General features: G+C 68.9%; 25 protein-coding genes and 1 pseudogene. 14 read left to right on the top strand and 12 right to left on the bottom strand.

Features of this window, described 5'->3' with window-relative positions; all coding sequences use genetic code 11:
- Nucleotides 1-3: 3 nt before the first annotated feature.
- The 10 genes from AOZ06_RS14905 to AOZ06_RS14860 all read left to right on the top strand — a co-directional run bounded on the left by AOZ06_RS14905 (nucleotide 4) and on the right by AOZ06_RS14860 (nucleotide 8975).
- On the top strand, nucleotides 4-297 hold the full coding sequence (locus tag AOZ06_RS14905; RefSeq protein WP_054296654.1) for a hypothetical protein: 294 nt from the start codon (nucleotides 4-6) through the stop codon (nucleotides 295-297).
- Nucleotides 298-316: 19 nt separating this feature from the next.
- Nucleotides 317-757, top strand: a complete 441-nt coding sequence (gene msrB / locus AOZ06_RS14900) for a peptide-methionine (R)-S-oxide reductase MsrB (protein WP_054289942.1) — start codon at nucleotides 317-319, stop codon at nucleotides 755-757.
- Between the two features lie 116 nt (nucleotides 758-873).
- A complete protein-coding gene (locus tag AOZ06_RS14895; protein ID WP_083471693.1) occupies nucleotides 874-1746 on the top strand; it encodes a TIGR04222 domain-containing membrane protein in 873 nt (290 codons plus the stop codon).
- Between the two features lie 77 nt (nucleotides 1747-1823).
- Nucleotides 1824-2720 carry a TIGR04222 domain-containing membrane protein gene (locus AOZ06_RS14890; RefSeq protein WP_054289940.1) on the top strand — a complete coding sequence of 299 codons (897 nt, stop codon included), beginning with the start codon at nucleotides 1824-1826 and terminating at the stop codon, nucleotides 2718-2720.
- 3 nt (nucleotides 2721-2723) lie between these two features.
- Nucleotides 2724-3257: a TIGR04222 domain-containing membrane protein gene (locus AOZ06_RS14885; RefSeq protein WP_054289939.1), complete on the top strand. Its 534-nt coding sequence runs from the start codon at nucleotides 2724-2726 to the stop codon at nucleotides 3255-3257.
- Nucleotides 3250-4044, top strand: coding sequence for an MbnB/TglH/ChrH family RiPP precursor modification enzyme (locus tag AOZ06_RS14880; RefSeq protein WP_054289938.1), 795 nt, complete (start codon nucleotides 3250-3252; stop codon nucleotides 4042-4044). Before AOZ06_RS14885 ends, AOZ06_RS14880 begins: the two co-directional genes overlap by 8 nt.
- Complete coding sequence (locus tag AOZ06_RS14875; RefSeq protein ID WP_054289937.1) at nucleotides 4041-4388, top strand: SCO6045 C-terminal-like domain-containing protein; 348 nt, start codon at nucleotides 4041-4043, stop codon at nucleotides 4386-4388. Before AOZ06_RS14880 ends, AOZ06_RS14875 begins: the two co-directional genes overlap by 4 nt.
- 16 nt (nucleotides 4389-4404) lie before the next feature.
- A complete protein-coding gene (locus AOZ06_RS14870) occupies nucleotides 4405-4908 on the top strand; it encodes a hypothetical protein (protein ID WP_054289936.1) in 504 nt (167 codons plus the stop codon).
- A 347-nt stretch (nucleotides 4909-5255) separates the two neighbouring features.
- Complete coding sequence (locus AOZ06_RS14865; protein ID WP_157233020.1) at nucleotides 5256-8315, top strand: S8 family peptidase; 3060 nt, start codon at nucleotides 5256-5258, stop codon at nucleotides 8313-8315.
- A 123-nt stretch (nucleotides 8316-8438) separates the two neighbouring features.
- Nucleotides 8439-8975, top strand: a complete 537-nt coding sequence (locus AOZ06_RS14860; protein WP_054289934.1) for a DUF6328 family protein — start codon at nucleotides 8439-8441, stop codon at nucleotides 8973-8975.
- An 8-nt stretch (nucleotides 8976-8983) separates the two neighbouring features.
- On the opposite strand, the gene AOZ06_RS14855 is transcribed toward AOZ06_RS14860, so the two are convergent.
- On the bottom strand, nucleotides 8984-9499 hold the full coding sequence (locus AOZ06_RS14855; protein WP_054289933.1) for an NIPSNAP family protein: 516 nt from the start codon (nucleotides 9497-9499) through the stop codon (nucleotides 8984-8986).
- A 64-nt stretch (nucleotides 9500-9563) separates the two neighbouring features.
- Nucleotides 9564-12299, bottom strand: coding sequence for a helix-turn-helix transcriptional regulator (locus AOZ06_RS14850; RefSeq protein ID WP_054289932.1), 2736 nt, complete (start codon nucleotides 12297-12299; stop codon nucleotides 9564-9566).
- A gap of 223 nt (nucleotides 12300-12522) precedes the next feature.
- Here AOZ06_RS14850 and AOZ06_RS56235 point away from each other — a divergent pair, with 223 nt between their 5' ends.
- A complete protein-coding gene (locus AOZ06_RS56235) occupies nucleotides 12523-12714 on the top strand; it encodes a hypothetical protein (RefSeq protein WP_157233019.1) in 192 nt (63 codons plus the stop codon).
- Between the two features lie 102 nt (nucleotides 12715-12816).
- On the opposite strand, the gene hemQ is transcribed toward AOZ06_RS56235, so the two are convergent.
- From hemQ to hemE, 7 genes are all read right to left on the bottom strand, one after another.
- The gene (hemQ, locus tag AOZ06_RS14845; protein ID WP_054289931.1) at nucleotides 12817-13509 is read right to left on the bottom strand and encodes a hydrogen peroxide-dependent heme synthase; all 693 of its coding nucleotides are present in this window, start codon (nucleotides 13507-13509) and stop codon (nucleotides 12817-12819) included.
- Nucleotides 13510-13511: 2 nt separating this feature from the next.
- Entirely contained in the window at nucleotides 13512-14072 is a 561-nt protein-coding gene (locus tag AOZ06_RS14840; protein WP_225954829.1) for a GTP-binding protein, read from the bottom strand.
- Nucleotides 14073-14076: 4 nt separating this feature from the next.
- A complete protein-coding gene (locus AOZ06_RS14835) occupies nucleotides 14077-14448 on the bottom strand; it encodes a DUF742 domain-containing protein (protein WP_054289929.1) in 372 nt (123 codons plus the stop codon).
- Nucleotides 14445-14864 carry a roadblock/LC7 domain-containing protein gene (locus AOZ06_RS14830; RefSeq protein ID WP_054289928.1) on the bottom strand — a complete coding sequence of 140 codons (420 nt, stop codon included), beginning with the start codon at nucleotides 14862-14864 and terminating at the stop codon, nucleotides 14445-14447. Before AOZ06_RS14830 ends, AOZ06_RS14835 begins: the two co-directional genes overlap by 4 nt.
- 12 nt (nucleotides 14865-14876) lie before the next feature.
- Nucleotides 14877-17453, bottom strand: a complete 2577-nt coding sequence (locus tag AOZ06_RS14825) for a nitrate- and nitrite sensing domain-containing protein (RefSeq protein WP_054289927.1) — start codon at nucleotides 17451-17453, stop codon at nucleotides 14877-14879.
- 124 nt (nucleotides 17454-17577) lie between these two features.
- On the bottom strand, nucleotides 17578-19020 hold the full coding sequence (gene hemG / locus AOZ06_RS14820; protein ID WP_054289926.1) for a protoporphyrinogen oxidase: 1443 nt from the start codon (nucleotides 19018-19020) through the stop codon (nucleotides 17578-17580).
- A complete protein-coding gene (gene hemE, locus AOZ06_RS14815) occupies nucleotides 19020-20087 on the bottom strand; it encodes a uroporphyrinogen decarboxylase (protein ID WP_179950823.1) in 1068 nt (355 codons plus the stop codon). Before hemE ends, hemG begins: the two co-directional genes overlap by 1 nt.
- A gap of 179 nt (nucleotides 20088-20266) precedes the next feature.
- Here hemE and AOZ06_RS14810 point away from each other — a divergent pair, with 179 nt between their 5' ends.
- On the top strand, nucleotides 20267-20824 hold the full coding sequence (locus tag AOZ06_RS14810; protein WP_054289924.1) for a DUF3000 domain-containing protein: 558 nt from the start codon (nucleotides 20267-20269) through the stop codon (nucleotides 20822-20824).
- 4 nt (nucleotides 20825-20828) lie between these two features.
- Here AOZ06_RS14810 and AOZ06_RS14805 read toward each other — a convergent pair whose 3' ends face one another.
- Complete coding sequence (locus AOZ06_RS14805; RefSeq protein WP_054289923.1) at nucleotides 20829-21977, bottom strand: dipeptidase; 1149 nt, start codon at nucleotides 21975-21977, stop codon at nucleotides 20829-20831.
- 256 nt (nucleotides 21978-22233) lie between these two features.
- Between AOZ06_RS14805 and AOZ06_RS14800 the strand changes: the two genes are divergently transcribed.
- Both AOZ06_RS14800 and AOZ06_RS14795 read left to right on the top strand, forming a co-directional pair.
- Complete coding sequence (locus AOZ06_RS14800) at nucleotides 22234-22950, top strand: response regulator (RefSeq protein WP_037262141.1); 717 nt, start codon at nucleotides 22234-22236, stop codon at nucleotides 22948-22950.
- Between the two features lie 59 nt (nucleotides 22951-23009).
- A complete protein-coding gene (locus AOZ06_RS14795) occupies nucleotides 23010-24254 on the top strand; it encodes a ribonuclease D (RefSeq protein WP_054289922.1) in 1245 nt (414 codons plus the stop codon).
- On the opposite strand, the gene AOZ06_RS62045 is transcribed toward AOZ06_RS14795, so the two are convergent.
- Nucleotides 24251-24424, bottom strand: a complete 174-nt coding sequence (locus tag AOZ06_RS62045; RefSeq protein WP_417999965.1) for a DUF4832 domain-containing protein — start codon at nucleotides 24422-24424, stop codon at nucleotides 24251-24253. The two genes, AOZ06_RS14795 and AOZ06_RS62045, sit on opposite strands and share 4 nt — an antisense overlap.
- Before the next feature lie 42 nt (nucleotides 24425-24466).
- A pseudogene (locus tag AOZ06_RS58880) lies at nucleotides 24467-24840 on the bottom strand (DUF4874 domain-containing protein).
- Nucleotides 24841-24944: the final 104 nt, after the last annotated feature.

The raw sequence follows: 24944 nt of genomic DNA, 5'->3' as shown, positions 1-24944 counted from the left end.
AACATGGCAGTGAGCGCGTCCCCTGATGAGCCCGCGTCACAGCGGTATCGCGAGGACCTCGAGGGTCTTGACCCGCATGACCCCGAGGTGCGTGAGTTCGCAGCCCACCTCGACCGGATCGAGAAGAGCCGGTCGGGGTACACCGTGGAGGGATACCTCGGCGGCATCTCGGACTTCGCGGACTCGGCGAACCGCCTCGGCGGCTACTACCGGATGCTCGCCCTGCTCGTGATCGGCCTGATCCTGATCGGGGTGGGAGTCGCGGCGTGGGACGCCCTGGTGTTCATCCTGTCTTAGCTTCGGAGGCTAGGTGTCCATGAAGCCCGTTACCGGCGTCACCCCTCGCGTGGTCAGGTCCGACCAGGAGTGGCGGCAGCAGCTGTCCGCCGAGGAGTACGCGGTGCTCCGCGAGGCTGGGACCGAACGTCCCTTCGTCGGTGAATACACCGATACGAAAACCGTCGGCGTCTACGCCTGCCGCGCGTGCGGTGCGGAACTGTTCCGCAGTTCCACGAAATTCGATTCGCATTGCGGGTGGCCGTCGTTCTTCTCGCCGCTGGCCGGCGACAGCGTGATCCTCAGGGAGGACCGCACGCTGGGCATGGTCCGCGTCGAGGTGCTGTGTGCGGCCTGTCACAGCCACCTCGGGCACGTTTTCGAGGGCGAGGGCTACCCCACCCCGACTGACCAGCGGTACTGCATCAACAGCATCTCGCTGACGTTGCGCCCCGAAGACGGCGGCGACGCGGAAGCCTAAGTTACCCCCAACACAACCCTAAATCTTCGTCAAGGCGTCTTGCCGGGTGCCCGTTCGGCGAAGAAAGTGGTGTCTCCACTTGATTTCCGGCTCTCTGGGGAGAGAGGGGGAAGATCATGGACGACACTTGGGGAATACCCGGGCCGACGTTCATCGGCATTTATCTGCTCGGGTTTTCGGTTGCTTTGCTCTTCGCGTTCGCTGTTCGAATTCTCGCCCGCTCGGGTGCGTCGACCGCACCCGGGAGGCCGTTGACGGCGCTGGAACTGGCCTGTCTGACCGGTGGTCCGCGACGCGTGGTGGAGGCCGCGGTCGCGCAACTGGTCGAGACCGGTCAGCTGGGCGCGGCTCGTGACGGGTATCTGCAGATCGCCGGCCGGGACGGGGGCACCAACCCGGTCGAGCGGACTGTCCTCGCCGACGTGGCGCGGCACGGCCGGAGGTCGATCACGATGCTGACCCACCGGCTGGCCGGGTCGGACTCCGTCGGTGAGGTCGTCGCGGGTCTGGTGCGGGCGGGCTACCTCGTCGACGACGAGGCGGCCAGGCACCGCAAGCTGATCAGCACGGTCCCGGTCGCTGCCGTGTTCGCCGCTGGTGTGATGCGGTGGCTCGCCGGGATCTCCGACGTCCAGCCGGTCGGCTGGCTCACGGTGTCGCTGATCGGCACCGGGTTGATCGGGTACGCGCTGCACCGGCAGCCGATCAGCCCGACGACGTTCGCCGGGGCAGGCGCGGTGGGGACCGCGCCTGCCAGCAAACCGGTCGAACTGGTGGCCGCGGGGGGTTTCGCCAGCCACCCGGACCTGACCATCAGGGAGTCGCTGCTCGGCCCGCCGTCACGCGGGTGGCACAGCAGTGCGCTCGGTGGTGCGACGGCCGGGGTGGCGTGGCGGAGCGCGGCCGGAGGCGATTGCGGAGGAGGAGACGCAGGAGGAGGGGGAGGTAATGGGGGCAGCGGCTGCGGAAGCGGCGGCTGCGGGGGTTAGAGAGGGAATGAGGGAGACAGACCGGCCCGGGGACGCACGATCCCCGGGCCGGTCCGTACACACTGTGGGGAGAGAAAATGAACCCCTGGGGTATCTCAGGTCCGGCGTTCTTGTGGCTGTACACGGGCGGTTTCGTGGTGGCCGGGGCGGTGACTCTGCTGCTGCGCAGGCGAATCGGGTCGCTGACGGGAGCGCAGTCCGCTTCGGAGCCGCTGACGGTCGACGAGACCGCGATCCTCGCGGGTGGCCGGGCCAGGGTGGCCGACGCGGCGATCGCCAACCTCGTGGAGCGAGGCGCGGTCCGCGTCGAACGCAGCGGGAAGCTGCACGTCGTGCGTGACTCGGCGTACCGGGCCGAGTCGGCGCTGGAAACGCGGCTGCTCAAGGACATCAAAACGCGCCCGGGCCGGACGGCGGACTACTACCGCCACAACGCGGCTCGGCAGCCCTTGTTCCACGAGGTCGAAGCCGAACTGGTCCGACGTGGCCTGCTCGTCGACCACGTCGGCCGCGGCACGGTGTTCCTCACGGCGCTGCCGTTGGTGGTACTGCTGGTGATCGGTGTCGTACGGGCGGTCAACGGCGCCAACCTCGGTTATCCGATCGGGTATCTGACGGTGCTGATCATCCTGACAGTTGTCGCTGTAGCCTTGGCCATGCGCCAGATCAAGCGGGGCCCGTCGGCGGCCGCCCGCAAGCTCCTCAGCCGCGGTGGGCACGCGTCCAGCGGCGCGGCGGCTCTTGTCGCCCGTGGTGGGCTGGCCGCGTACCCGGACCCGGTGATCGCTTCACACATCTGGGCACCCGGCCCACGCCGGAAGGCCCGCGTCCGGCCCCGCTCCGGCTCCGACTCCGGTTACGCCGGCGGTGCGCCGATCTACGCCAGCACCTGTTCCAGCAGCAGTTGCTCCAGCAGCAGTAGCAGCAGCAGTTGCGGTGGGGGCGGCGGGGGCTGTGGCGGCGGGGGTTCCTGAGCGATGAATCCCCTGGACTACATCGATCCCAGCGTCGAGACCGCCGCGATCCTCACCGGCGGGCGGGAGCGGGTGATCGAGACCGCGGTCGCGGTGCTGCTGGAACGCGAGTCGATCCGGATCAGCCGCGACGGCGTGCTCCGGGTGGTGGGCAGGCGGCCCGCCTACCGCACCGAGCTCGAACAGCTGGTGCTGACGACGATCAAGGCGGCGTCCGGGCGCACGGTGCCGCAACTGAAGAAGGACCTCCTCACGCACGCCGTGCCGTCGGCCATGGCGGCGGCACTGGTCGACAGCGGGCTGTTGTTCCAGCGGTGGTGGACCTTCGGGCTTCGCCTGACCGCCGCCGGGCGTCAGGCCGTCGGCACAGCGGAGACGACGATCGGCGCGGTGCCGTCCGACGCGGCGGTGCAAGTCGCGTTGCACGGCCTCGGGGCCTTCTCGGGGGCGTCCGCCGGGCGCAGCTTCAAGAGCAAGGCGAAATCCGAGAACAACGACGTCAGCCCATGCGGGTCAGGAGGATGGGGCAATGCGTGAACTCGGTGTGGGCATCGGCTGGCGGCCGGAGATCGACATCACGGTGGAACGGCTGCCCGGCGTGGATTTCGTCGAGGTGGTCGCGGAGAACCTCAACCCGGACCACCTGCCGGAGTCCGTTGTGGTGCTTCGGGAACGCGGCATTCCCGTACTGCCGCACGCGGTGTCGCTGTCGGTCGGCGGAGCCGAACCCGTTGACATCAAACGCGTCGAGCACCTCGCCAAGCTCGCCGACGTGCTCGACGCGCCGGTGGCCAGCGACCACGTCTGCTTCGTGCGGGCCGGTGGACTGGACTCCGGGCACCTGATGCCGGTGCCGCGGACGAGGGAAACACTGGACGTGCTCGTGGAGAACGTGAAAACCGTGCAGGCGAACCTGAACGTGCCGTTCGCGATGGAGAACATCGCGGCGTTGCTGGAATGGCCGGACGCGGAACTCACCGAGGCGCAGTTCCTCGGGGAGCTGACCGAACGCACCGGCTGCCTGTTGCTCGTGGACGTGGCGAACATGTACGCCAACGCCCGCAACCTCGGTCAGGACCCGGAAAAACTGCTCGACGACCTGCCGTTGGAACGCGTGGCGTACGTGCATGTCGCGGGTGGCGAGGAACACCACGGCGTCTACCACGACACGCACACCCACCCAGTGCTGCCCGAGGTGCTGGACCTGTTGTCGGAGTTGGTGAAACGCACCAAACCACCGGGCGCCCTGCTCGAGCGCGACGGTGACTACCCCACCGACGCCGAACTGGCCGCCGAACTCCAGGCGATCCGGGATCGGTTGTGACACAGCCACAACGGGACCGGCTCGCCGGGCAGCAGACGGAACTGCTGCGCGCGCTGCTGGCCGGCGGACCGCCGCCGCGGGGGTTCGATCCGCAGCGCCTCGAGGTCGAGGCGCGGGCGCTGCGGTCGAAACGACGGCGGATCGTGGCGATGATCCAGCCGGACGTGTGCGCCGACCTCGAGGACAGATTCGGCCCGCTTTTCACCGAGTACGCCGAAGCGCACCCCAGAACAGTCGGTTCACGCGCGCGCGAGGACGCGGCGGCATTCGTGGAATGGCTGCGGGAGCACGAACACCTGCCGAGGGTGAAGTGGTGGCGCAGGCGTGCAACGAAAAGCCCGTAGGAACCGTCTGATCGGTGTGAACCGGACACTCGCAGCCGCCGCGCTGCTGCTCGCCGCAGCCGCCACGCTCACCGCATGTGACGGCGGACCGTTGGCGTGCAGGAACTCCGCGGTCCGCAAGGGCATCTCGCTCGACATCGACCCCGCGTACGCGGCCAAGGTCGGTTCCGCCCGGATGACCACGTGCTGGAGCGGCTCGTGCACCGACACCGCGCTCGAGCTGTATCCGTCGAGCACGTCCCGGCCGATGCCGTGCACTCCGACCGGCCCGGACAGCGCCTGCGGCGCGCGTGCGGAACCGACCGGCGGCAAGAACTCCTTCGCCGACCTGCCCGACCTGCCTGCCGGACCGGTCGACGTGACGCTCCGGTTGATCGATCAAGCCGGTGCGGAGCTGGCCACCTCCCGTGTGACGATCACGGCCGCGACGCGATATCCGGATGGTCCGGAGTGCGGAGGCGGCACACCGCAGGGCGGCCTTGCCGTATCCCCCGATGGGACGGTCAGCGAGCGGTCGTAAACACCGCGTGATCGAACGCTGGGGAAATTTACTTTCGAGATTGTCCCGCCGAGGACTTGTCACCCCTTGGTGGTCCCGATAGCTTGCGATGACCACGGACAGTGGTTCATCGACTTCTCACTGTCGATGTCTGGGGTGTGCGGAAAACCGATCGGGAGGTTTTTCAGGTGCATTCAGCCAAGAAACGAGCCGGCAGACGCATCGGCGTCGGGGCTCTCGTCCTGGGGGTCGCGCTCAGCACGACGCAGGTGACAACCGCCGTCGCAGCGCAAAACGCTAGACCGGACGGCAAGTCCGTCACCCTCGTCACCGGTGACCGGGTCGTCACCGTCGACGGCGCGTACGACGTGCGCACCATCGTCCCCGGCAAGGGCCGGGAAAAACTCGCCTTCTCCACCTACAACCACGGGGGCCACACCTACGTCGTCCCGCAGGACGCGCTTTCCCTTCTCGCACAAGGGCGTGTGGATGAGCGCCTGTTCGATGTGACCACATTGACCGAGTCCGGCTACGACGACGCCACCCGGTCCACCCTGCCCCTGATCGTCAGCCACGCGCCCGGCGCGCGCATCGCGGGTGCCACGACGACAGCGAACCTCCCCGCGCTCAACGCTTCCGCGCTCGACGCGGAGAAGAGCGGCGCCGCCTGGCAGTCGTTGACCGCCGGCAGCGTCAAAAAGGTCTGGCTCGACGGCAAACGCACTGCCTCGCTGGACCGCAGCACCGCGCAGATCGGCGCTCCCGCCGCGTGGCAGGCCGGTGTCACCGGCACGGGCGTGAAGGTCGCCGTGCTGGACACCGGCGTCGACCAGACGCACCCGGACCTGGCCACTCGCGAGGTCACCGAGAAGAACTTCAGCGACGCCGCGGACGCCGTCGACCGGTTCGGTCACGGCACGCACGTCGCGTCCACCATCACGGGTACCGGCGCCAAGCTGGCAGGCAAGTACAAGGGTGTCGCGTACGACGCGAACATCCTCGACGGCAAGGTGCTCAACGACAACGGCTCCGGCTACGACTCGTGGATCATCGAAGGCATGCAGTGGGCGGTCGACCAGGGCGCCAAGATCGTCAACCTGAGCCTCGGCGGACCGGACACCCCGGACGTCGACCCGCTCGAAGAAGCCGTGAACACGTTGTCCGCCAAGCACGGCACGCTGTTCGTGATCGCCGCCGGCAACAGCGGCCCGCGCGCGGAGACCGTCGGCTCGCCGGGTAGCGCGGACGCCGCGCTGACCGTCGGCGCCGTCGACCGCGACGACAGCCTGGCGCCGTTCTCCAGCCGCGGCCCGAGGATCGGCGACGCGGGCATCAAGCCGGACGTCACCGCTCCGGGCGTGAACATCGCCGCGGCGAAGGCCGCCAACGGCCGGATGGGAACGCCGGTCGTCGACGGTTACGTCGCCGCGTCCGGCACCTCGATGGCCACGCCGCACGTCGCCGGTGCCGCCGCGCTGCTCGCGCAGGTGCACCCGGACTGGAACGGCGAGCAGCTCAAGGCGACGCTCGCCGCGTCGGCGAAGCCGAACGCCAAGCTCAACGCGTTCGAGCAGGGCTCCGGCCGGATCGACGTGGCCAAGGCGATCACGCAGGCCGTCACCTCGTCACCGACCAGCGTCAGCCTCGGCACGCAACTCTGGCCGCACGACGACGACCAGCCCGTCACGAAAGCCCTGACGTACCGCAACACCGGCAAGACCGACGTCACGTTCGAGGTCAAGGTCAACGCGCTCGGCCCGGACGGCAAGCAGGCGCCCGCCGGTCTGCTGACCGCGTCCCCCGCCGAGGTGACCGTGCCCGCCGGTGGCGAGGCCAAGGTGAACGTCACGGCCGACACCAGGGTCGACGGTCTCGACGGCGTCTACTCCGGAATCGTCACCGCGACCTCCGGTGACACGTCGGTCAGCACCCCGGTCTCGGTGCAGCGCGAGCCGGAGAGCTACTCGCTGACGATCAACCACATCGGCCTGGACGGCGCGCCCGCCGGCAGCGCCCGCACCTCGCTGTACGGGTTGGACACCCAGAAGTTCAGCTCGGCCTTCGACCCGGACGGCAGCGCGACGATCCGCCTGCCCAAGGGCAAGTACGTCGTGGACAGCTCGCTGGTGGCCGACGAGATCAACTGGCTGTCGTACCCGGCGTTCTCGCTCACCGAGGACACCACGATCGACCTGGACTTCCGCCGCGCCAAGCCGATCAAGCTGAGCTCACCCGACCCGGCGGCGCGGATGCTGCTCGCGGACGTGACGTACCGGCGGACGGCGGGCAAGTCGTCGTTCGGCTACGGCTGGGTGTTGTTCGGCGGCGACATCAGCTCGCTGCGCACCGCGCACATCGGCCCGGAGCTGCCCCCGCAGGAGCTGATCACCCAGATCAACACCCAGTGGGACAACCCGGGCGGCGAGTACTACGGCCTGGCCTTCTACCAGAACGGCACGATCCCCACCGGGTTCACCAGGACCGTGAAGAAGGAGAACCTGGCGCACGTCCACGGCACGTTCGGCGCGACCGTGCCGGGCAAGTCCGGCCTGCGGTACGCGTTCCCGTACCCGAAGTTCGGTGATGGGCCGGGCGCGTGGGCGGCGCTGCTTCCCGTGAAGCTGCCGGGCGACCGCAACGAGTACTACTCCACCGAGGACGTCGCGTGGAGCCCGGGCTTGTGGCAGATGTCCGCGAACGGCGACGACATCGAGGTCGAGCTGTCCAGCCCGGTGAAGGTGCTGCAGGCGGGCAGGACGTACGAGGAGTCGTACAACCGCGGTGTGTTCTCGCCTGCCGTGCCGCAGACGCGCAGCCCGTGGCAGTACCTCGTTCGTTCGGAGAACACGATCGTGGCGAGCATCCCGCTGTTCGGCGACAGCGCCGGCAACGCGGGTTCGTCTGTTGTGGACAGTGCGTCGACCGCGCTGTACCGCGACGGCAAGAAGATCGGTGAGACGACCGATCCCGGCTACGGCGAGTTCGACGTCCCGGCGGACACGGGCAACTACACGCTGACCACCGAGGCGGTCCGCGGCGGCGTCGCGGACGTCTCGACCACGGTCCGCGCCGCGTGGACGTTCCGGTCCGGCCCGGTCGGTGCGGACCCGGTCCGGTTGCCGCTGTCCACGGTGCGGTACACCCCGGCGCTGGACGCGACGAACTCGGCTCCGGCCGGTGAGTCGTTCATCGTCCCGGTGTCCGTCCAGCCGCAGGGCGGCAACCAGGGCGCGGTGCCGAAGACGCTGAGCGTCGACGCGTCGTTCGACGGCGGTCAGACGTGGACGGCGACGACGGTCGTGGCGAACGTGTTCGCCATCGTCCAGCACCCGAACGACGCCACCTCGGTGTCGCTGCGGGCCAAGGCGACCGACCGCTCGGGCAACACCGTCGAGCAGACGATCGTCAACGCGTACAAGCTGAACTGAGCTGAACCGGCCTGTCCCGCGCGGAGCGCTCCCGGGCCCGCCCCCACCCCGGGGGCGCTCCGCCCTTCCGATCTACGTCAACCGACCGATGTCTTGCGTTCACCTCTGGGACATCGTTGGTTCATGCACCCCAACCACACCGCCCAGCACCGGGCCGAGCACCGGGCCCGGGACAGTGAGCACGACCGCTGGAACTACGCCGTTCGCGGCGAGAGCCGGATCCAGCGACTCGACCGCAACTACGGCGAGATCCTGCAAGAGCTGCGCGTGGCCCAGACCGGGGTGCAGTTGTTGCTGGCTTTCCTGCTGACCGTGGCGTTCACCCCCAGGTTCGCCGGATTCAGCCTCTTCCAGCGTGACGTCTACGTCGCCAGCCTGGTACTCGGCGCGGCGGCCAACGCACTGCTGATCGCACCGGCGGCGTTCCACCGCATGGTGTTCCGCAAGCGCTTGAAGGAACAGCTGGTCCGGTACGCCAACCGCTTCGCGTTGTGTGGCCTGGCGTTGCTGATGCTCGCGCTGACCTCCGCCCTGTTGCTCATCCTGACCGTCGTGCTCGGCATGCACGCGGGTTCGTGGCTGACCGGTGGCGCCTTGGCGTGGTTCGTGTTCTTCTGGTACGTGCTGCCGTTGTGGAGCAGATTGCGTGCCCCGCGCTAGGAGAACGCTTACCGCATCGCGGATCCGGCCGTGGGCCTCAACCTGAGCCCCTTTCCGTCACCGGGTTGGATGGAGACGTACATCTTGTCCGCGCGTACCGGCAACCGCGGGTAGGTGTTCTCGGTGACGAGAGGTTCGAAGCTCATGACCGGATCCGCGACTTCGATCGGATCCGGTGAGATGATCGCGGTGTACTGGCCGTGCGCGACCTCGATGGCTGTCTTTCCCAAGGGCCGCAACAACAACACGTCGTCGGAGTCGAGCATGGTCGCGTTCGCCGCGGGGCCGTGGGTCTTCCACGCCTCGCCGTGCTCGTAGAACGCGGCCAGCGCCGCCTTGCGGCTGTCCATGTCGGGGAATCCCCGCAACCACACGAACTTGTCCGGGTTGTCGAGGTCGTGGAACAGGCCGATCAGGGTGATGCCCACGGCCTGCTGGGTGTGGACGAAGTGCCGTTGGAAGATGTCGACGAGCGTGTCGCGCTGCCCCGGTTTGAGGGTGTACTGCCTGAGTTCGACTATCACGCGTGCATCCTCGTGCGATCGGCGCCGGGGCACGAGTGGCCGACGGGCCGATATCCGCAAGTTTCTAGCCACTCGCGCGCCGGCCGGCCTCCCGCGCGATGTCGGTCCGCGAGTTCACGCCGAGCTTGTTCAGGATGTGCGACACGTGCGTGCCCACGGTTCGCGGCGACAGGAACAGCCGGGCCGCGATCTGCCTGTTGGTCAGGCCTTCCACCACGAGTGCGGCGATCTTCGACTCGGTCGGGGTGAGGCTCTCCCAGCCGTGCGTGGCCTTCTTGTGCGCGACACGCGGCGCCCGGCGGATCCCGGCCGCCCGTTGCACCGACGCCAGCCGCGCGATGTCCCACGTGGCACCGAGTTCCTCGTACACCGCGGTCGCCCTGGCGAAGGCGGCCCGCGCCGAACTCAGGTCCCCTGCCGCGACAAAAGCCGTCGCAGCCGCCTCGAACGCCTTCGCTTTCGGCAGCCGCCGGTTGGACTCCCCCGCCGCCGCGAGCAGCATCTCAGGGTTGTCGTCCACCAATCCGGAGCAGTACAACGCGGCGGCGTGCCAGCGCGGTGACGACTGCACGAGCGCGTGGACACGAGCGGTCGCTGTCCTCGCCACGTCCAGTTCACCGACCTGGACGGCCAGCCGGACCGCGTCCGGGAGCATGTCCTCGATCTCGGTCTTGTCCGCGAGCCCGTCGACCAGTTCGGCGAGCGCTGTGGCCGGGTCCCCGGCGTACTCCGCGTCCAGGCTGCGGGCCAGGCACAGCTGGGCGACCGCGCGCAGACCGACGTGTTCGGCCGACGGCGCCGCCGCGGCCAGGTGCCGCCGGGCCGAGTCCGGGTCGTCGCGGTGCAAGCAGATCGTCGCGGCGATCCCGTGGTCGCAGCAGACCACGCTCGGGTCCTTCACCTCGGCGGGCAACGCGTCCACTTCGGCGACCGCGTCGTCCCAGCCGCCGGTCTCCAGCAGCAGCTGGCCCATCGCGCTGTGCGCCTGGGTCAGCCGGACCAGGCTGCCGGTGCGTTCCGCTTCCTGGCGCATCCGGCCGGCCACGTCGATGGCCTCGTCGTAGCGGTCCAGGTCGCCCAGCGTGACCGCCTGGTTGATCCGCACCAGCAACGCGAGATCGGTCAGGTCCGGGTCGTCCGACGCGACTGTGAGCGCACGCTCCAGCAACGCGAGCGCCTCGTCACTCGCGCCGCGCATCATCGACACGAGCACCAGGACGTGCAACGCCCACCCCGTCGCCCAACGGTCCGTGGTCTGCTCCAACGCCTCGCGCGCAAGCGCTTCCGCCTCGTCGACACGGCCGAGGTCCCGGTTGGCACGCGCCGCGAGGACAAGCAGCCGGGCACGGTGCACGGCGGGCAGTCCCGGCATGGTCAGCGCGGACCGCAACGCCGCCAACGCCGCGGCGGGCTGTCCGGCGTGGAAACGGCACTGGGTCAGAATGCGGTACAGCTCGACCAAGCGGCCCGGTTCGGGATCGTCAGCGAGCGCACGATCGGCGACGACAGCGGCCTGGGCCGGTTCGCCCATCCGGTACAGGGCGTCCGCCAACAGCTCCGGGCGGGTGTTGGTGCGCCGCAGCAACTCTGCCGCGACTTTCGGGGCGTGCCCGACGAGGGCGGGCGCGGCCTTGTCGAGCCACTGCACCACCCATTCCTCGTTGGTGGCGTCGGCGGGCACCAGTTGCCGGGCCACCCGGTCGGCGGGGGCACCGGCGTGGATGAGCGCCTTGGCCGCGTCCCGGTGCCAGGCGGCACGTACCGACCGCGGCAGCTGTTCGTACAAGGCGATCCGGATCAGCGGGTGCCGGAACGCCAGCGAGTCGTCCACCTCGGTCAGGATTCCCGAGGCGCGGGCGTCCTCGATGGCGGGAACCAGCTGCCCGGTGCCCTGTCCCGACACGACGGCCAGGTCGCCGACGGAGAAGTCCGTGCCGAGCAGGGCAGCCAGCCGCAGGACGTCGAGCACCTGCGGCGGCAGGAAACCGAGCCGTTCGGCGATCGCGGCGGACAACGACCTCGGTGTGCGCTCGACCGTCGTCTCCACCAGGCCGGATTCGGTGGTGAACAAGCGCCCGCCACGGCTGAGCGAACCCACCAGCTCGGTCAGGTACAACGGGTTTCCCGCCGCACCCGCGGCGAGCCTGCGCAACCGCTCGCTGGGAGCACCACCGGCCAGTTCGGTCAGCAGTGTCTCGATCTCGGCGTCCGCCAAGCGGGACAACCGGATCCGGTCGGCCACCGGGATGGAACGGCGCAGGGAGACCAGCTCGGTGCGCCGGGGCACCGGCCGGGTGATCCCGATGAACAGCAAGGGGATCTGCTGGACCAGACGGGCCAGCCTGCCGCACAGGGCGACGGTGTGCCGGTCCGCCCAGTGCAAGTCGTCGACCACGAGGACGACCGGGCCGTCCGCGCACAGTTCTTCCAGCAATGCCAGCAGGTGCTCGGCCATGGCGGTGGCCACGTCCACACCGTGGCCGATCGTCTCCTCGCCGCGCATCAGCCGGGCGATGGTCTGCCGCCGGGCGTTCGCGGCACCGGCGAGGCCGTCCCCGTGCACCCGCAGGCCGTCGAGCAACGGCATCAGCGGCAGGTCCTGGCCGAGTTCGTCACCCGAGCCCCAGTGGACGGGGAACCCCGCGTTCGCGCACGCCGCGCGCACCAGCATGGACTTGCCGATTCCCGGCTCGCCCTCGACGAGAACCGCCTGGCCGCGACCGGTTGCGAGCGCGCGCAGCCAGCCGGACAGCCGGGTCAGCTCCGCACCCCGGCCGACGAGCACACCTGGCCGCGACATGATCAGGATAATACTTGGTGAACGCGACCTTAACAACACTCGTTAATCGGCTCAACACATTCTTCAAAATTGTTCGGGTTGCTCAGCTCTGTTCACTTTTCGGCGCCGCAACCCATCGTTGGCCAACTATTTACTGCGCGCTCGATCGCCGATTACTGATGCACTGCCACGCTGTAGGCACATTTTCGTCCGATCTCCACAGAAATCGGCGTGCGGAGGAATCATGCGGACACCAACTCGCATCGTGATGCTGCTTGCGAGCGCTGCCGCGGTCGCGGGACTGACCGTTTCCGGCGCGGCTGCCGCCATCGCGGCACCGAGCCCGGACGGCATGGGCTACAACAGCGCCTGCCCGGATGGCATGGGGTACAACTGCGGCGGCGGCACCAGCACCGACGGCATGGGCTACAACTGATCGATTTCACCGGCGAAAGCCCGAATGGTTCACCGCCATTCGGGCTTTGCGCTACCCGAAATCATTCACCAGCCGTCAACCTTTTGTTTCCCGCACCAGTGATCACGGCAAGTTGGTCACGAGCTCGGACGCGGGCAACCGCGTGCCGGTGTAGAACGGGATTTCCTCGCGCACATGCCGCCGGGCGGTGCTGCCACGCAGATGGCGCATCAGATCCACGATCCGGTGCAGCTCATCCGCCTCGAACGCGAGCATCCACTCGTAGTCGCCGAGCGCGAACGACGCGACGGTGTTGGCACGCACGTCCGGGTAGTCACGGGCCATGTGGCCGTGCTCGGCGAGCATCTTGCGGCGATCCTCGTCCGGCAGCAGGTACCACTCGTAGGACCGGACGAACGGGTACACGCAGACGTACTTGCGGGCTTCCTCACCGGCGAGGAACGCCGGGATGTGGCTCTTGTTGAACTCCGCGGGCCGGTGCAGCGCGACCTGGCTCCAGACCGGCGTGGACACGCGGCCGAGCGCGGTCCGCCGCAGCCCCGTGTACGCCGCCTGCACCTGCTCGATCTCCTCGGCGTGCCACCAGATCATGTAGTCCGCGTCCGCACGCAGGCCCGCCACGTCGTACACGCCCCGGACGACAACGCCCTTGTCGTCCAGCGCGTCGAGGTAGGACTGCGCTTCGGTGGCCGCCGGGCCGCGGTCGTCGGGGAGCTTGCCCGGTTCGACCCGGAACACCGACCACATGGTGTACCGGATCGTGTCGTTGAGTTCGGCGAAGTTGAGGCGAGCCATGCCTACATGGTGGCACGAGCCAACGTCTGCCTGCTCAGGACGTACTCCACCAATGTGACCAGTACCTCCTTGGCCGACTCCCGGTCACGCGCGTCGCACAGCGCGATCGGCACGTCCTCGCCGACGTCCAGCGCCTCGCGCACCTCGGCCGTCTCGTAGCGCGCGGCACCCTCGAAGCAGTTCACCGCGATCACGAACGGCACGTCCCGCTTCTCGAAGAAGTCGATCGACGGGAAGCACGTCTCCAGCCGCCGGGTGTCGGCGAGCACGACCGCGCCGATCGCGCCGTAGGCCAGCTCGTCCCACATGAACCAGAACCGGCCCTGGCCGGGCGTGCCGAACAGGTACAGGATCGCCCGGTCGTTGAGCGTGATCCGGCCGAAGTCCAGCGCGACCGTCGTGGTCAGCTTGTTCTCGATCCCGGCGAGGTCGTCGACGTCGATGCCCGCCTCGGTGAGCAGCTCCTCGGTCGACAGCGGGGCGATCTCGCTGACCGCGCTGACCATCGTGGTCTTCCCCGCGCCGAACCCGCCCGCGATGAGGATCTTGACCGCGCTTGGCATCGCCTCAGAGTCGTCGGACACCATCGAGCACCGCCTGCAGTAGTTTCATGTCTGGGACTCTGACATCGCGCGAGGGGTTGCGGGCTATTACTTCCCGCAGTTCGATCAAGTCCGACACCAGGACCTTGACGACCACGATCGGCACGTCCAGCCGGGCGGCGAGCTCCGCGATCGACAGCGGGTGGCGGCACAGTTCGAGGATCGCCACGTAGTCGGCGTCCAGCGTGAGCGCGTCGACGTCGTCCTTGGCCGCGACCACGAGCGTGATCATGTTCAGATCGCGGTTCGCCGGCCTGGTGCGCCCACGCGTCATCGCGTACGGGCGCACCAGCGGCCCGGCCTCGTCGTCCACCCAGTTGTCGCGGCTGGCGATCATGACGTCGATGCGCCAAGGTGTTCGTGTCTCGGCGACGCGTTGAGCACCGAACCGACCTGTTTGACCAAGAGGTTCATCTCGTAGGCGATCAGGCCGACGTCGGCGTCCTCCTCGCCGAGCACCGCGAGGCACGTGCCCTGGCCCGCCGCGGTGACGAACAGGAACGCGTGCTCCATCTCCACGATGGTCTGGCGCACCTTGCCGCCGCCGAACTGCCTGCCGGTCCCCCGCGCGAGGCTCTGGAACGCCGACGCCACCGCGGACAGGTGCTCACCGTCCTCTTTGGATAACGCCGCCGAGCGTCCGACGAGCAGGCCGTCCGCGGACAGCACCACCGCGTGCTTGGCACCGACGACCCGGCCGACCAGGTCGTCGAGCAACCAGTCGAGGTCCGCGCCTGTGTTCGCCTTCTTCATCCAGTTCTCCCCTTACTGATCCTCGTCCCGCGCGCGCCGGCTCTGCTGCTGGAAGGCCGACATGATGCTGCGGATCTCCTCAGGCGAGCGTCCGCCCGCCGGATCGTGGTCCTCCGGCCGCATCGGCGAGGTCTCCCGCAGCTGCGGCGCGAGACTCGCCTGCCTGCGGCGGCGTGGCAACGCGGGTCTGTCGGACGTGCCCGGGTTCTGGGCTGCCACCGGTGGGATGCGCGGCGACGTCTGCGCCGCGTGGGTGGGCGCCGCGTTGATCTGCCCGGGGGGAGTGTGCACGGGATGCACACTCGGCTTCGGCGGTTCTGGTTCAACCATGTCTTCTTCCGGCCATCGCGGCTCGGGTCCCGGCGGCTGGAACTGCGGCGCGCCCGTCAAGTTCTCGGTGCTCGCGGCGTGCTCGCCGTACCACGTCCCGTCGTCCGAACCGAAATCCGTGTCGTGACTCGTGCTGTGATCAGTGCGGTGTTCGTCTTCGTACTCGGCGCTGTACCCGCCTTGCGGCTGCGGTTCGTCGGCCGCCTCGCCCATCGGGTTGAACAGCGATACCCGGTACGGCAGCACGTCGTCGTACTCCGCGTCGGGCGACGCGGTCCTCGCCGCCGGTGCCGTCGGGAGCGTCTCGAGGGTGTCCTCTTCCTCGGCTTCCACCAGCAGCGCCGCCGGGATCAGCACGATCGCCCGCGTGCCGCCGTAGGAGGACGAGCGCAGCTCGACCTTGACGCCGTGCCGGGCGGCCAGTCGCGCGACCACGAACAGACCGAGCCGCGGGTCGCCCTTGAGCGCCATCGACTCGAAGTCCGGCGGGTCGGCGAGCACCATGTTGTGGTGGTCGCGTTCGTCGTCGCCCATGCCGAGACCGTTGTCCTCGACCTCGACGACGATGCCTTTCGCCGCGTGCTCACCGGACAGGCGCACGTGCGAGCGGGGCGGGGAGAACGACGTTGCGTTGTCCAGCAGTTCGGCGAGCAGGTGCATGATGTCCGCGACGGCCGAGCCGACGAGCAGCACGCGTGGCACACCTTGTAACCGGATTCGCTTGTACTGCGTGGTTTCCGCGACCGCGCCGCGCAGGATGTCCGCGAGCAGGACGGGTTTGCGCCATGCCCGGCCCGGCTGCTGACCACCGAGGATGATCAGGTTCTCGGCGTTGCGGCGGGCCCGCGTGGCCAGGTGGTCCAGCGTGAACAGGTCGTCGAGCTGCTGCGGGTCCTCCTGCTCGCGCTCCAGCTTGTCGAGGATCTTCAACTGCCGGTGCACCAGCGCCTGGCTGCGGTGCGCGATACCGAGGAACACGTTGCGCACACCGGCCCGTGCCTGCGATTCCTGCACGGCCGCCTCGACCGCGGTCGCGTGCGCGGCGTTGAACGCCCTGGCGACCTGGCCGATCTCGTCCTTGCCGAAGTCCAGCACCGGTAGTTCGGTGCTCACGTCGACCTGCTCGCCGCCGCGCAGCCTGCTGACGATCGGCGGCAGCTTCTCCACCGCCAGTTCCAGTGTCTCGTAACGCAACCTGGTCAGCCTGCGCGCGGTCGCCCGCATGATCCGCAACGCGGCGATGATCGTGGCGACGCCGACGAGCAGCGCGACCGCGCTGCCGATGATCGCCGCGAGCAGCCCCGAGCTGGACTCGTCGTCGGCCAGCCTGGCCGCGTCGTCGAACTGGCGGACTCCGAGCTGCTCCAGTCTGCTGTAGACCTTCCCGGTGACGTCACGCCATTCCTGATCACTCACCGGAGCCGCGGCGAGTTGCCCCTCGGCCCGGTTGCGCTGCGCGACGACGGTCCACGGCCCCTGGCTGATCAGGGTTCCCTCCGCGGTCGTCAGCCGTGTCCAGTCGACACCGGCGAGTAACTCCTGGTAGGCGGACCGGACATCACGGGAACTGTTTTGTGTGGACAATTCCAGCTGCTGCCGATAGGCGCCGGAGAGCCGGACGAATTCGGCGTGATCGGTCTGATTGAGGGCACCCGTCGTAATAGCCCCGCTGACGACCGCGCTCTCCCGCGACATCAGCTCGGCCGCCCGGAAGAGCGAGATCACCTCAACACCGCTCAAGGCCGTCCGCTGATCCGGCACGGCCCTCGCGAAACTATCAAAAACAGCGATGCTGACATCGGCAACTTTGTTGTAAAAAGCGTACAATTCCGACCGGCTGATCGCCTTCGTGTCCGCCTGCGCGCGGATTGCGGGCAGCTCGCCGAACGTCCGCACGAAGGTCAGGTGCCGGTCGCGCACGGCCTTCGGCGCGTCGGACACCAGCGGCTCGACCAGATCGCGCACCTCGCGCAGCGACTGGTCGGTTCGGTTGCGGGCACTGGCCAGCTCGGCTCCCGCGCCGGATCCCGCGAGGCTCTGCGCGCGCTCGGCCTGCACCGAGCCCAGCGCGCGGACGGCCTTCGGCACGATCTCCTGCATCGCGTCGCTGACCTTGCGCAAGTAGATCGCGTCATAGAGCCGGGGCAGCGCGACAGCTACCCACATCACCATGAGAGCGACCGCCGAAAACACCACGACGACGGTGAGTCTCGTCCGGATAGAGCCGTGGCCCTGGCGCCGGTCACCCAGAAATCTCACGTCACTCCACCGGTGTCGAATACTTTTCAAATAAAGCGCGACGCCCGCAAGAGATCCACCACGATACTCTTTTGTGAGTCACCCGAAAAACGACCACAACGGTGCCGCACTGTAGCACAGGCGGTTAGTCACCCACTAGGCCAGTCGGCGCACCAATTTCGCCCGATCGCGACGCCAGGTAAGCGCCGATCGCCGATGCCGCCGCGGTCGCCGAGTCGATGGTCGCCGGTATGCCGACACCCCGCAAAGCAGCACCGGCAACAGCGAGACCAGGGATTTCGGCAACCGCGTCGATGATCGCGGCGACGGCGGCGGTATGGCCGACTCCGTATTGCGGCAGCCCACCACCCCAACGTGTCACGATTCGCCCGACTGGCGCAACATCGACTCCGGTGAGTTCCCACAGATCGGACCGCACCGCGGCCACCAGCTCGTCGTCATCCCGTTGCAGGGTCCCGGCTTCGCCGTAGCGCCCGACCGACGCGCGCAGCTGTACCGGTTCACCGCCGGCCCGGCCCCACTTGCGGCTGGAAAACGTGAAAGCTTTTGCAGTAAAGGGGGTTCCGTCGGCGTGCCGCTCCCCCACCGCCAGCAACACGCCCGTAGCTTGCGGCAGCACAGCGTCTGGTGGCAACGCGAGGCTCACCACCGCCATCGAGGCCACCTCGACGCGCCCGTACGCGGCAGACGCCACAGGAGCCACGTCTTCGAGGAGCTTGCGCGCGGCAGGAGCGGGCACAGCGAGGATGACAGCGTCGGCGTCGAGGAACTCGGGCGCCGCCGCACTGCCGATCTCCAGCCGCCAGCCGTGCTGCCCGGTCCGGGTCAAGGCGCGCACCGGCAGCCCGAGACGCACGTCCGCGGCGGACCGCTTGGCCAGTTCGCCGACCAGGACGTCCATCCCGCCGCGCAGCGCGCCGAACACCGGCGGCCGCGCACCTTCCCGTGGCGGCCCGAGAACACGGCCGACCGCGTCGGTCAACGTCTCGTGCGTGCCGACAAGCGGCGCCATGGTGGCGCGCAGGCCGAGCATGTCCGCGCGGCCCGCGTACACGCCGCCCAGCAACGGTTCGACGAGGCGGTCCACCAGTTCCCGGCCGAACCGCTCGGCGATCACCTGTCCCACCGACACATCCGGCGCCGTCGGGTCCTTGTCCAGCTCCAACGGCGGCAGGTCGCGTTCGGCGGCGACCCGCGCGGCCGCGGAAGGGGAAAGCACCTCGCGGACCTCGTCGGCACCGGCGGGCAACCCGAGAAACGTGCGCTTCGGCAACGGAACCGTACGGCCCGCGGCGCGAACGGTCGCAGCGGACAGCACCGGGTGCGCCAGCCGTTCGGTCAAGCCGAGCTCGTCGACGAGCTTCGTGGCAGTCGGGTTGCGCAGCACGAACGCTTCCGCGCCGACGTCGACCGCCGCGCCGGCGAGTTCGCGCGTGCGGAGTTTGCCGCCGAGCCCGGCCGACGACTCGACGACGACGATCTCGGCGTCCGGCCGCAAGGTGCGCAACCGGTACGCGGCGGCCAATCCGGCTATCCCACCGCCGATGACGACAACTCGTGCGGCCATCAGCGGATGCTGTGGACCAGCTCGACGACTCGGGTCAGCACGGCCGGGTCGGTCTCCGGCATCACGCCGTGGCCGAGGTTGAACACGTGCCCCGCGGCGGCCTTGCCCTCCGCGACGATCCGCCGCACCTCGCGCTCGACCACGTCCCAGCCCGCGAAGAGCACAGCGGGGTCGAGGTTGCCCTGCACGACCGGCTTCGGCGCGTCCGGCGCGGCGGCCTCGAGCCTGCGCACGGCCTCGTCCAGCGGCAGCCGCCAGTCCACGCCGACGACGTCCGCACCGGCCTCGCGCATCGCGGGCAGCAACTCGGCCGTGCCGACGCCGAAGTGGATCCGCGGCACACCGGCGAACGCCAGCGCGGCGAGCACCCGCTGCGAATGCGGGAAGACGAACTCGCGGTAGTCGGCCTCGGACAGCGCGCCCGCCCACGAGTCGAACAGCTGGACGGCGTCGACACCCGCGCCGATCTGCGTCTTGAGGAACTCGACGGTGTAGTCGGCGATCCGGTCCAGCAACGCGTGCCAGACGTCCGGCTGCGCCTTCATCAGCGCCTTGGTGCGCTCGTGGTGCCTGCTCGGGCCGCCTTCGATCAGGTAGGAGGCGAGCGTGAACGGCGCACCCGCGAAACCGATCAACGGCACGTCACCCAGCTGCGCGGTCAGCAACCGGACCGCCTCGGCGACCGGGTCGAGGCTCGCCGGGTCGAGCTCCGGCAGCGCGTTCACGGCCCGCTCGTCACGGACCGGCTCGGCCACCACGGGCCCGGTGCCCGGCACGATGTCCAGGTCGATCCCGGCGGCCTTGAGCGGTACGACGATGTCGCTGAACAGGATCGCCGCGTCGACGTCGTGCCTGCGGATCGGCTGCAGGGTCACCTCGGCGACCATCTCGGGCGTGAAACACGCCTGCAGCATCGCCACGCCCTCGCGCAGCTTGCGGTACTCGGGCAACGACCGGCCTGCCTGCCGCATGAACCACACCGGCGTGCGCTCGGGGGTCTGACCGCTGGCGGCGGCGAGCAACGGGGCGTTGGCGAGATCCCGGCGGACGGGCGATGCGGTGGTCACCTTCCCCATCGTTCCACACGCCCAACCGGCGGGATGACGACCGACGAGCACGCGCAAGCACCACACTTGCGCATGTACGAGGTCACGAACACCGAACCACTTGATCGACCCAACGTATACAGATCTGCTCGGCGTGCCATCCCGGCTCACTGACTCGGGTGGTCCTACAGTTACCTGTCGTGACTGCGTCCCAGGCTCCCGAAGCACCCGAGGTCTTTCGCCAGGCCGTCGCGGCGCTGCGGTCGCTCCGGCCGCGCCCCGAGGTCCAGCTCGAGGAAGTACGCCCGCCGCAGCGGCTGGCGCCGTGGGCCTTCGCGATCACGGCGGAGGTGAACGGACCGGCGGAGGTGCTGGCCACCGGGCGGCTCGTGCTGCTGCACGACCCGGACGGCCAGGAGGCGTGGGACGGCGAGTTGCGCGTGGTCGCCTTCGTGCGTGCCGAACTGGACGCCGAACTGGCCTCGGATCCGCTGCTGCCCGCGGTCGGCTGGTCGTGGCTGACCGACGCGCTGGAGGCGTCCGGCGCGAAGTTCGCCGCGCTCGGCGGGACTGTCACGGAGACCTCGTCCGCCCGGTTCGGCGACATCGCCGGGCCGGCCAGGACCGACGACCTGGAACTGCGTGCTTCCTGGACACCCCGGACGGCGGACCTCAAGCCGCACGGTGAGGCCTTCTGCGACCTGCTGGCCAGCGTGGTCGGGTTGCCGCCGGTCGGGGTGACCCTCTTCAAGGGCTAGGACCTCAGTACTGCCGCTCCGCCGCTTCCTCGGTCGCGCGCAGCACGCGCAGGGCGTTGCGGCCCGCGAGCTTGGCGCAGTCCTCCTCGCTCCAGCCGCGGTCGAGCAGCGCGCCCAGCAGAGCCGGGTACTTCGACACGTCCTCGAGGCCTTCCGGCAACGAGGTGACGCCGTCGTAGTCGCCGCCGAGGCCGATGTGGTCGATCCCGGCGACCTCGCGCGCGTGGTCGAGGTGCGTGACGACCTCGTCCAGCGTCGCTTGGGGCTCGGCTGGCCCGTTCCAGTGCTCGACGAACTTGTTCCGGGCGTCGAGGTCCCGGTAGTCGAGACCCTCGGCTTCCATCGAAGATTTAACCGATTCGTCCCATTCGAGCAGTGACGGTGATACGAAACTGGGTACAAACGTGATCATGCACACACCTCCGTTCGCCTTCAGCGAGCCGAGCACGTCGTCCGGCACGTTGCGTACATGATCGTTCACGTTCCGGCACGACGAGTGCGTGAAGACCACCGGGGCTTGTGACGTTTCAATCGCGTCCCGCATGGTCGACGGCGCGACGTGGGAGAGGTCGACCATCATGCCGATCCGGTTCATCTCGCGCACGACCGCGCGGCCGAAGTGGGTCAGCCCGCCGTGCACCGCGTCGTCGGTCGCGGAATCGGCCCACGGCGTGTTCAAGTTGTGCGTGAGGGTCATGTAGCGGACTCCGAGCCGCCGCAGCGCCGCGAGGACCCCCAGCGACTCGGCGATGCAGTGGCCGCCCTCGGCGCCGAGCATGGAGGCGATCCTGCCTGACCGGAACGCCGCTTCGGCCTCGTCGGCGGTCGTGGCGATCGCCAGCTCGTCCGGGTAGCGTTCCGCCAGCCGGTACACGACCTCGATCTGCTCGAGCACGGCGGTGACCGCGGAATGGCCGTCGAACTGACACGGCACGTACACCGACCAGAACTGCAGGCCCACTCCGCCCTGCCGCAGCCGGGGGATGTCGGTATGCAACCCCGGTTGCACAACTGTCAGGTCGGTGGAGCCGACCGCGGCGGCCGGATCCGGACCACCGATCTGCCTCAGCGCCCATGGCAGGTCGTTGTGACCGTCAGCCAATTGGGTCGTGCTGAGAAGGGCCACCGCACGGTCGAATCCTGCGGACTTCATAACCCATGACCTCGTTCCATCGCGTGGGAGCGTGCTTGCGTTACTTCACCATTACCGGAGTCACCTGATCGTGTGACAACACGTCCAGAAAGTCACAACCCGATCGGATACATACCCGATTGATCGTCCCGTTGACCCGCTTGGGCGGCTAGGCTGCCCTCGTCGACACCACTTTCGGTCCATCAGCGGCGCGGCTGATTGGCGGAAAGTCCCAGTGCCGGTCGGGGGGCACGACCGACTACAGGGAGGTAGTGACGTGGCTGCCGTCGGCTTAGGTCAGGCCGTTCGAACCACGCCAGCTGGTGCGTTGCCAGCGAACATGGTCCCGCACCCGCGGGAAGAACTGTTCTCAGTGTTGGTGGTTGACGACCATCCGCTGCTGAGGGAGGCGATAGCTGCCCGGTTGACCCAGATGGGCGCGGGCACAGTGCATGAGGCCGCTTCGGTGGCCGAGGCGAGGGCACGGGCGTTGGCCACTGGGCCGTGCGACCTGGCGATCCTCGATCTCGGACTGCCGGATGGCTCGGGCATCGAGTTGGTTACGGAACTCCGTAGCCACGGGTGGCCAAGGATCGTGGTGCTGGCGTCGTCCGACGACCCGTACGCCGTGCGTTCGGCCTTCCAGGCAGGGGCCCAGGCCTACCTGCTGAAGTCCGCATCGCCGGTGGTGGTGACCGACGGAGTGCGGCGAGTGCTCGAGGGCGGCGTGTACGCCGACCCGAGTGTCGCTCCCGTGCTCGCGACGGGTACCCGGGTCCCGGGGACCGACAACACACCTCGTGAGTTGTCCGCCCGCGAGGTTGAGGTGCTGCAATTGGTCGCCGATGGCCAGAGCAACAAGGAGATCGGCGAGGCGCTCAACCTGTCCGCACTCACCGTCAAGAGCCACCTGTCGCGCATCGGCAGGAAGCTCGGAACCGGTGACCGGGCCCAGATGGTCGCGCTGGCGATGCGTGCCGGCGTGATCCGCTGAAATGCTGATCGCCCGAAAGCGTGCGACCGGTGGGCAACCCTGACGTAGGGTTTCCCGCCGTGAGCACACCCGGATCTCCCACAAGCGACCAGCCGGAACCAATTCCTCTGGTCGAACCAGCGGGTGGCACGCCACCTGTGGTGACTCAGCCGGCAGAGCTGCGGCGCGCGGCCGCAGCTCTGGCGGCGGGTCATGGGCCGGTCGCGGTCGACACCGAACGCGCATCCGGATACCGGTACTCGCAGCGGGCGTACCTCGTGCAACTGCGCCGCGAGGGCGCTGGAACAGTGCTCGTCGACCCCGTCGCGCTCAACGACGAGGTCGACCCCCTGATCGAGGCACTGGCGGACACGGAGTGGGTGCTGCACGCGGCATCCCAGGATCTGCCGTGCCTCGCCGAGCTCGGCCTGCGGCCGAGCGTGCTGTTCGACACCGAGCTGGCCGGGCGGCTGGCGGGCTTCGACCGCGTCGCCCTCGGCACGCTGGTCGAGCGCGTCCTGGGCTACCGGCTGGAGAAGGGCCACGGCGCGGCGGACTGGTCGCGCAGGCCGTTGCCCCGCGAGTGGCTGAACTACGCGGCGCTCGACGTCGAACTGCTCGTGCCGCTGCGCGACGCGCTCGAAGCCGAGCTGTCGTCCCAGGGCAAGCTCGAGTGGGCGCTGCAGGAATTCGCCGCCCTCATAGACGCTCCGCCGCCGGAGCCACGCAAGGAGCCATGGCGGCGCACTTCAGGCATCCACAGGGCCCGGGGGGCCCGTGCGTTGGCCTTCGTACGCGCCCTGTGGGAAATCCGCGACACCATCGCGCGGGAACGAGACGTGGCACCGGGCCGTGTGCTGCCCGACAGCGCGATCGTGGACGCGGCGGTCGCGGCCCCGATCGACGAAGCGGGCCTGGTGAAGCTCCCGGTCTTCCGCGGCCGTTCCCAGCGGCGCCTGGCCGGGACGTGGGCGCAGGCGCTCAAGACAGCCGCCCAGCTGCCCCGCAACGAACTCCCGGACCCGTCCCCGCAGCAGGACGGCCCGCCCCCGCCCAACCGGTGGGCGGACAAGGACCCGGCCGCGGCGGCACGCCTCTCGGCGGCGCGGGCGAGCCTGTCGGCACTGGCGGAATCACTGCGGCTGCCAGTCGAGAACATGGTCCAGCCCGACCTGATCCGCCGGATCTGCTGGACACCACCGGATGCCATCGACGTGGACGGGACATCAACGGCGTTGCGCGCCGGTGGCGCCCGCGAATGGCAGATCAACCTGGTGGCTGAGCTGCTGAGCAAGGCACTGCACGCGACCCCGTCAGCCGACTAGCTCCGCGCCCGGCCATGCCCACCGAGGGGTGCGGTCGTCGTCTTCCCCGCCTCCCAGCGCCGCGGATCCGCGTTGAGCGTGCACCAGTGGAACTGGCCGTTCGCGGTGTTGCGCAGGATCAGTGCGGCACCTCGCGGGTTCGTCGGCGACGCGTATCCCTCGTTGTGAATGGTGATGCTGACAGGTGCCCGAGCCGGGCGAGTGCGGTGCCGTCATAGGCCTTGTGGTCGGGCAACGAGTCCGGGGGGGTACATGGTCCGCTTGAACTTCGGCGTGCGCAGCTGAAGCATCCGGGTCGCGGGCAGCGCGGCGAGCAGCTTGTCGGTGACGGCTTTCCGGTTGGCCCAGTCCGCGGCGGACACGACGCCGTTGTTGCCGAAGTTCCTGGTGTAGTACCACTCGCCCACGCGCCGATGAAGCCCGCCTGCATCACGTCGCTGTTGTCGCGCAGGTACGGCGCCAGCTGGTCGATGTGCGCCAGGACCCGGCCCTTCGGCGCGTCGTCCCCGGACTCGGACAAGGCGCGCGTTGCTGATCGGAGATGCTCACAGCACGGTTTTTTTCGAACATAATCACGCAGCTTCACGACGACAACCACGGAACGCAGGCGGGCATCACGCCCCTCGGCGTCCTGCGTGACACACACGACAGAGGGACCAAGGTAGTTACTGACGGGTAACAAGGACTAGA

The organism is Kibdelosporangium phytohabitans (genome assembly GCF_001302585.1).
In the GTDB taxonomy this organism is placed as follows: Bacteria; Actinomycetota; Actinomycetes; order Mycobacteriales; family Pseudonocardiaceae; genus Kibdelosporangium; species Kibdelosporangium phytohabitans.
The sequence above is the reverse complement of the archived record's forward strand: the minus strand, read 5'-3'. Positions and strand labels throughout refer to the sequence as shown.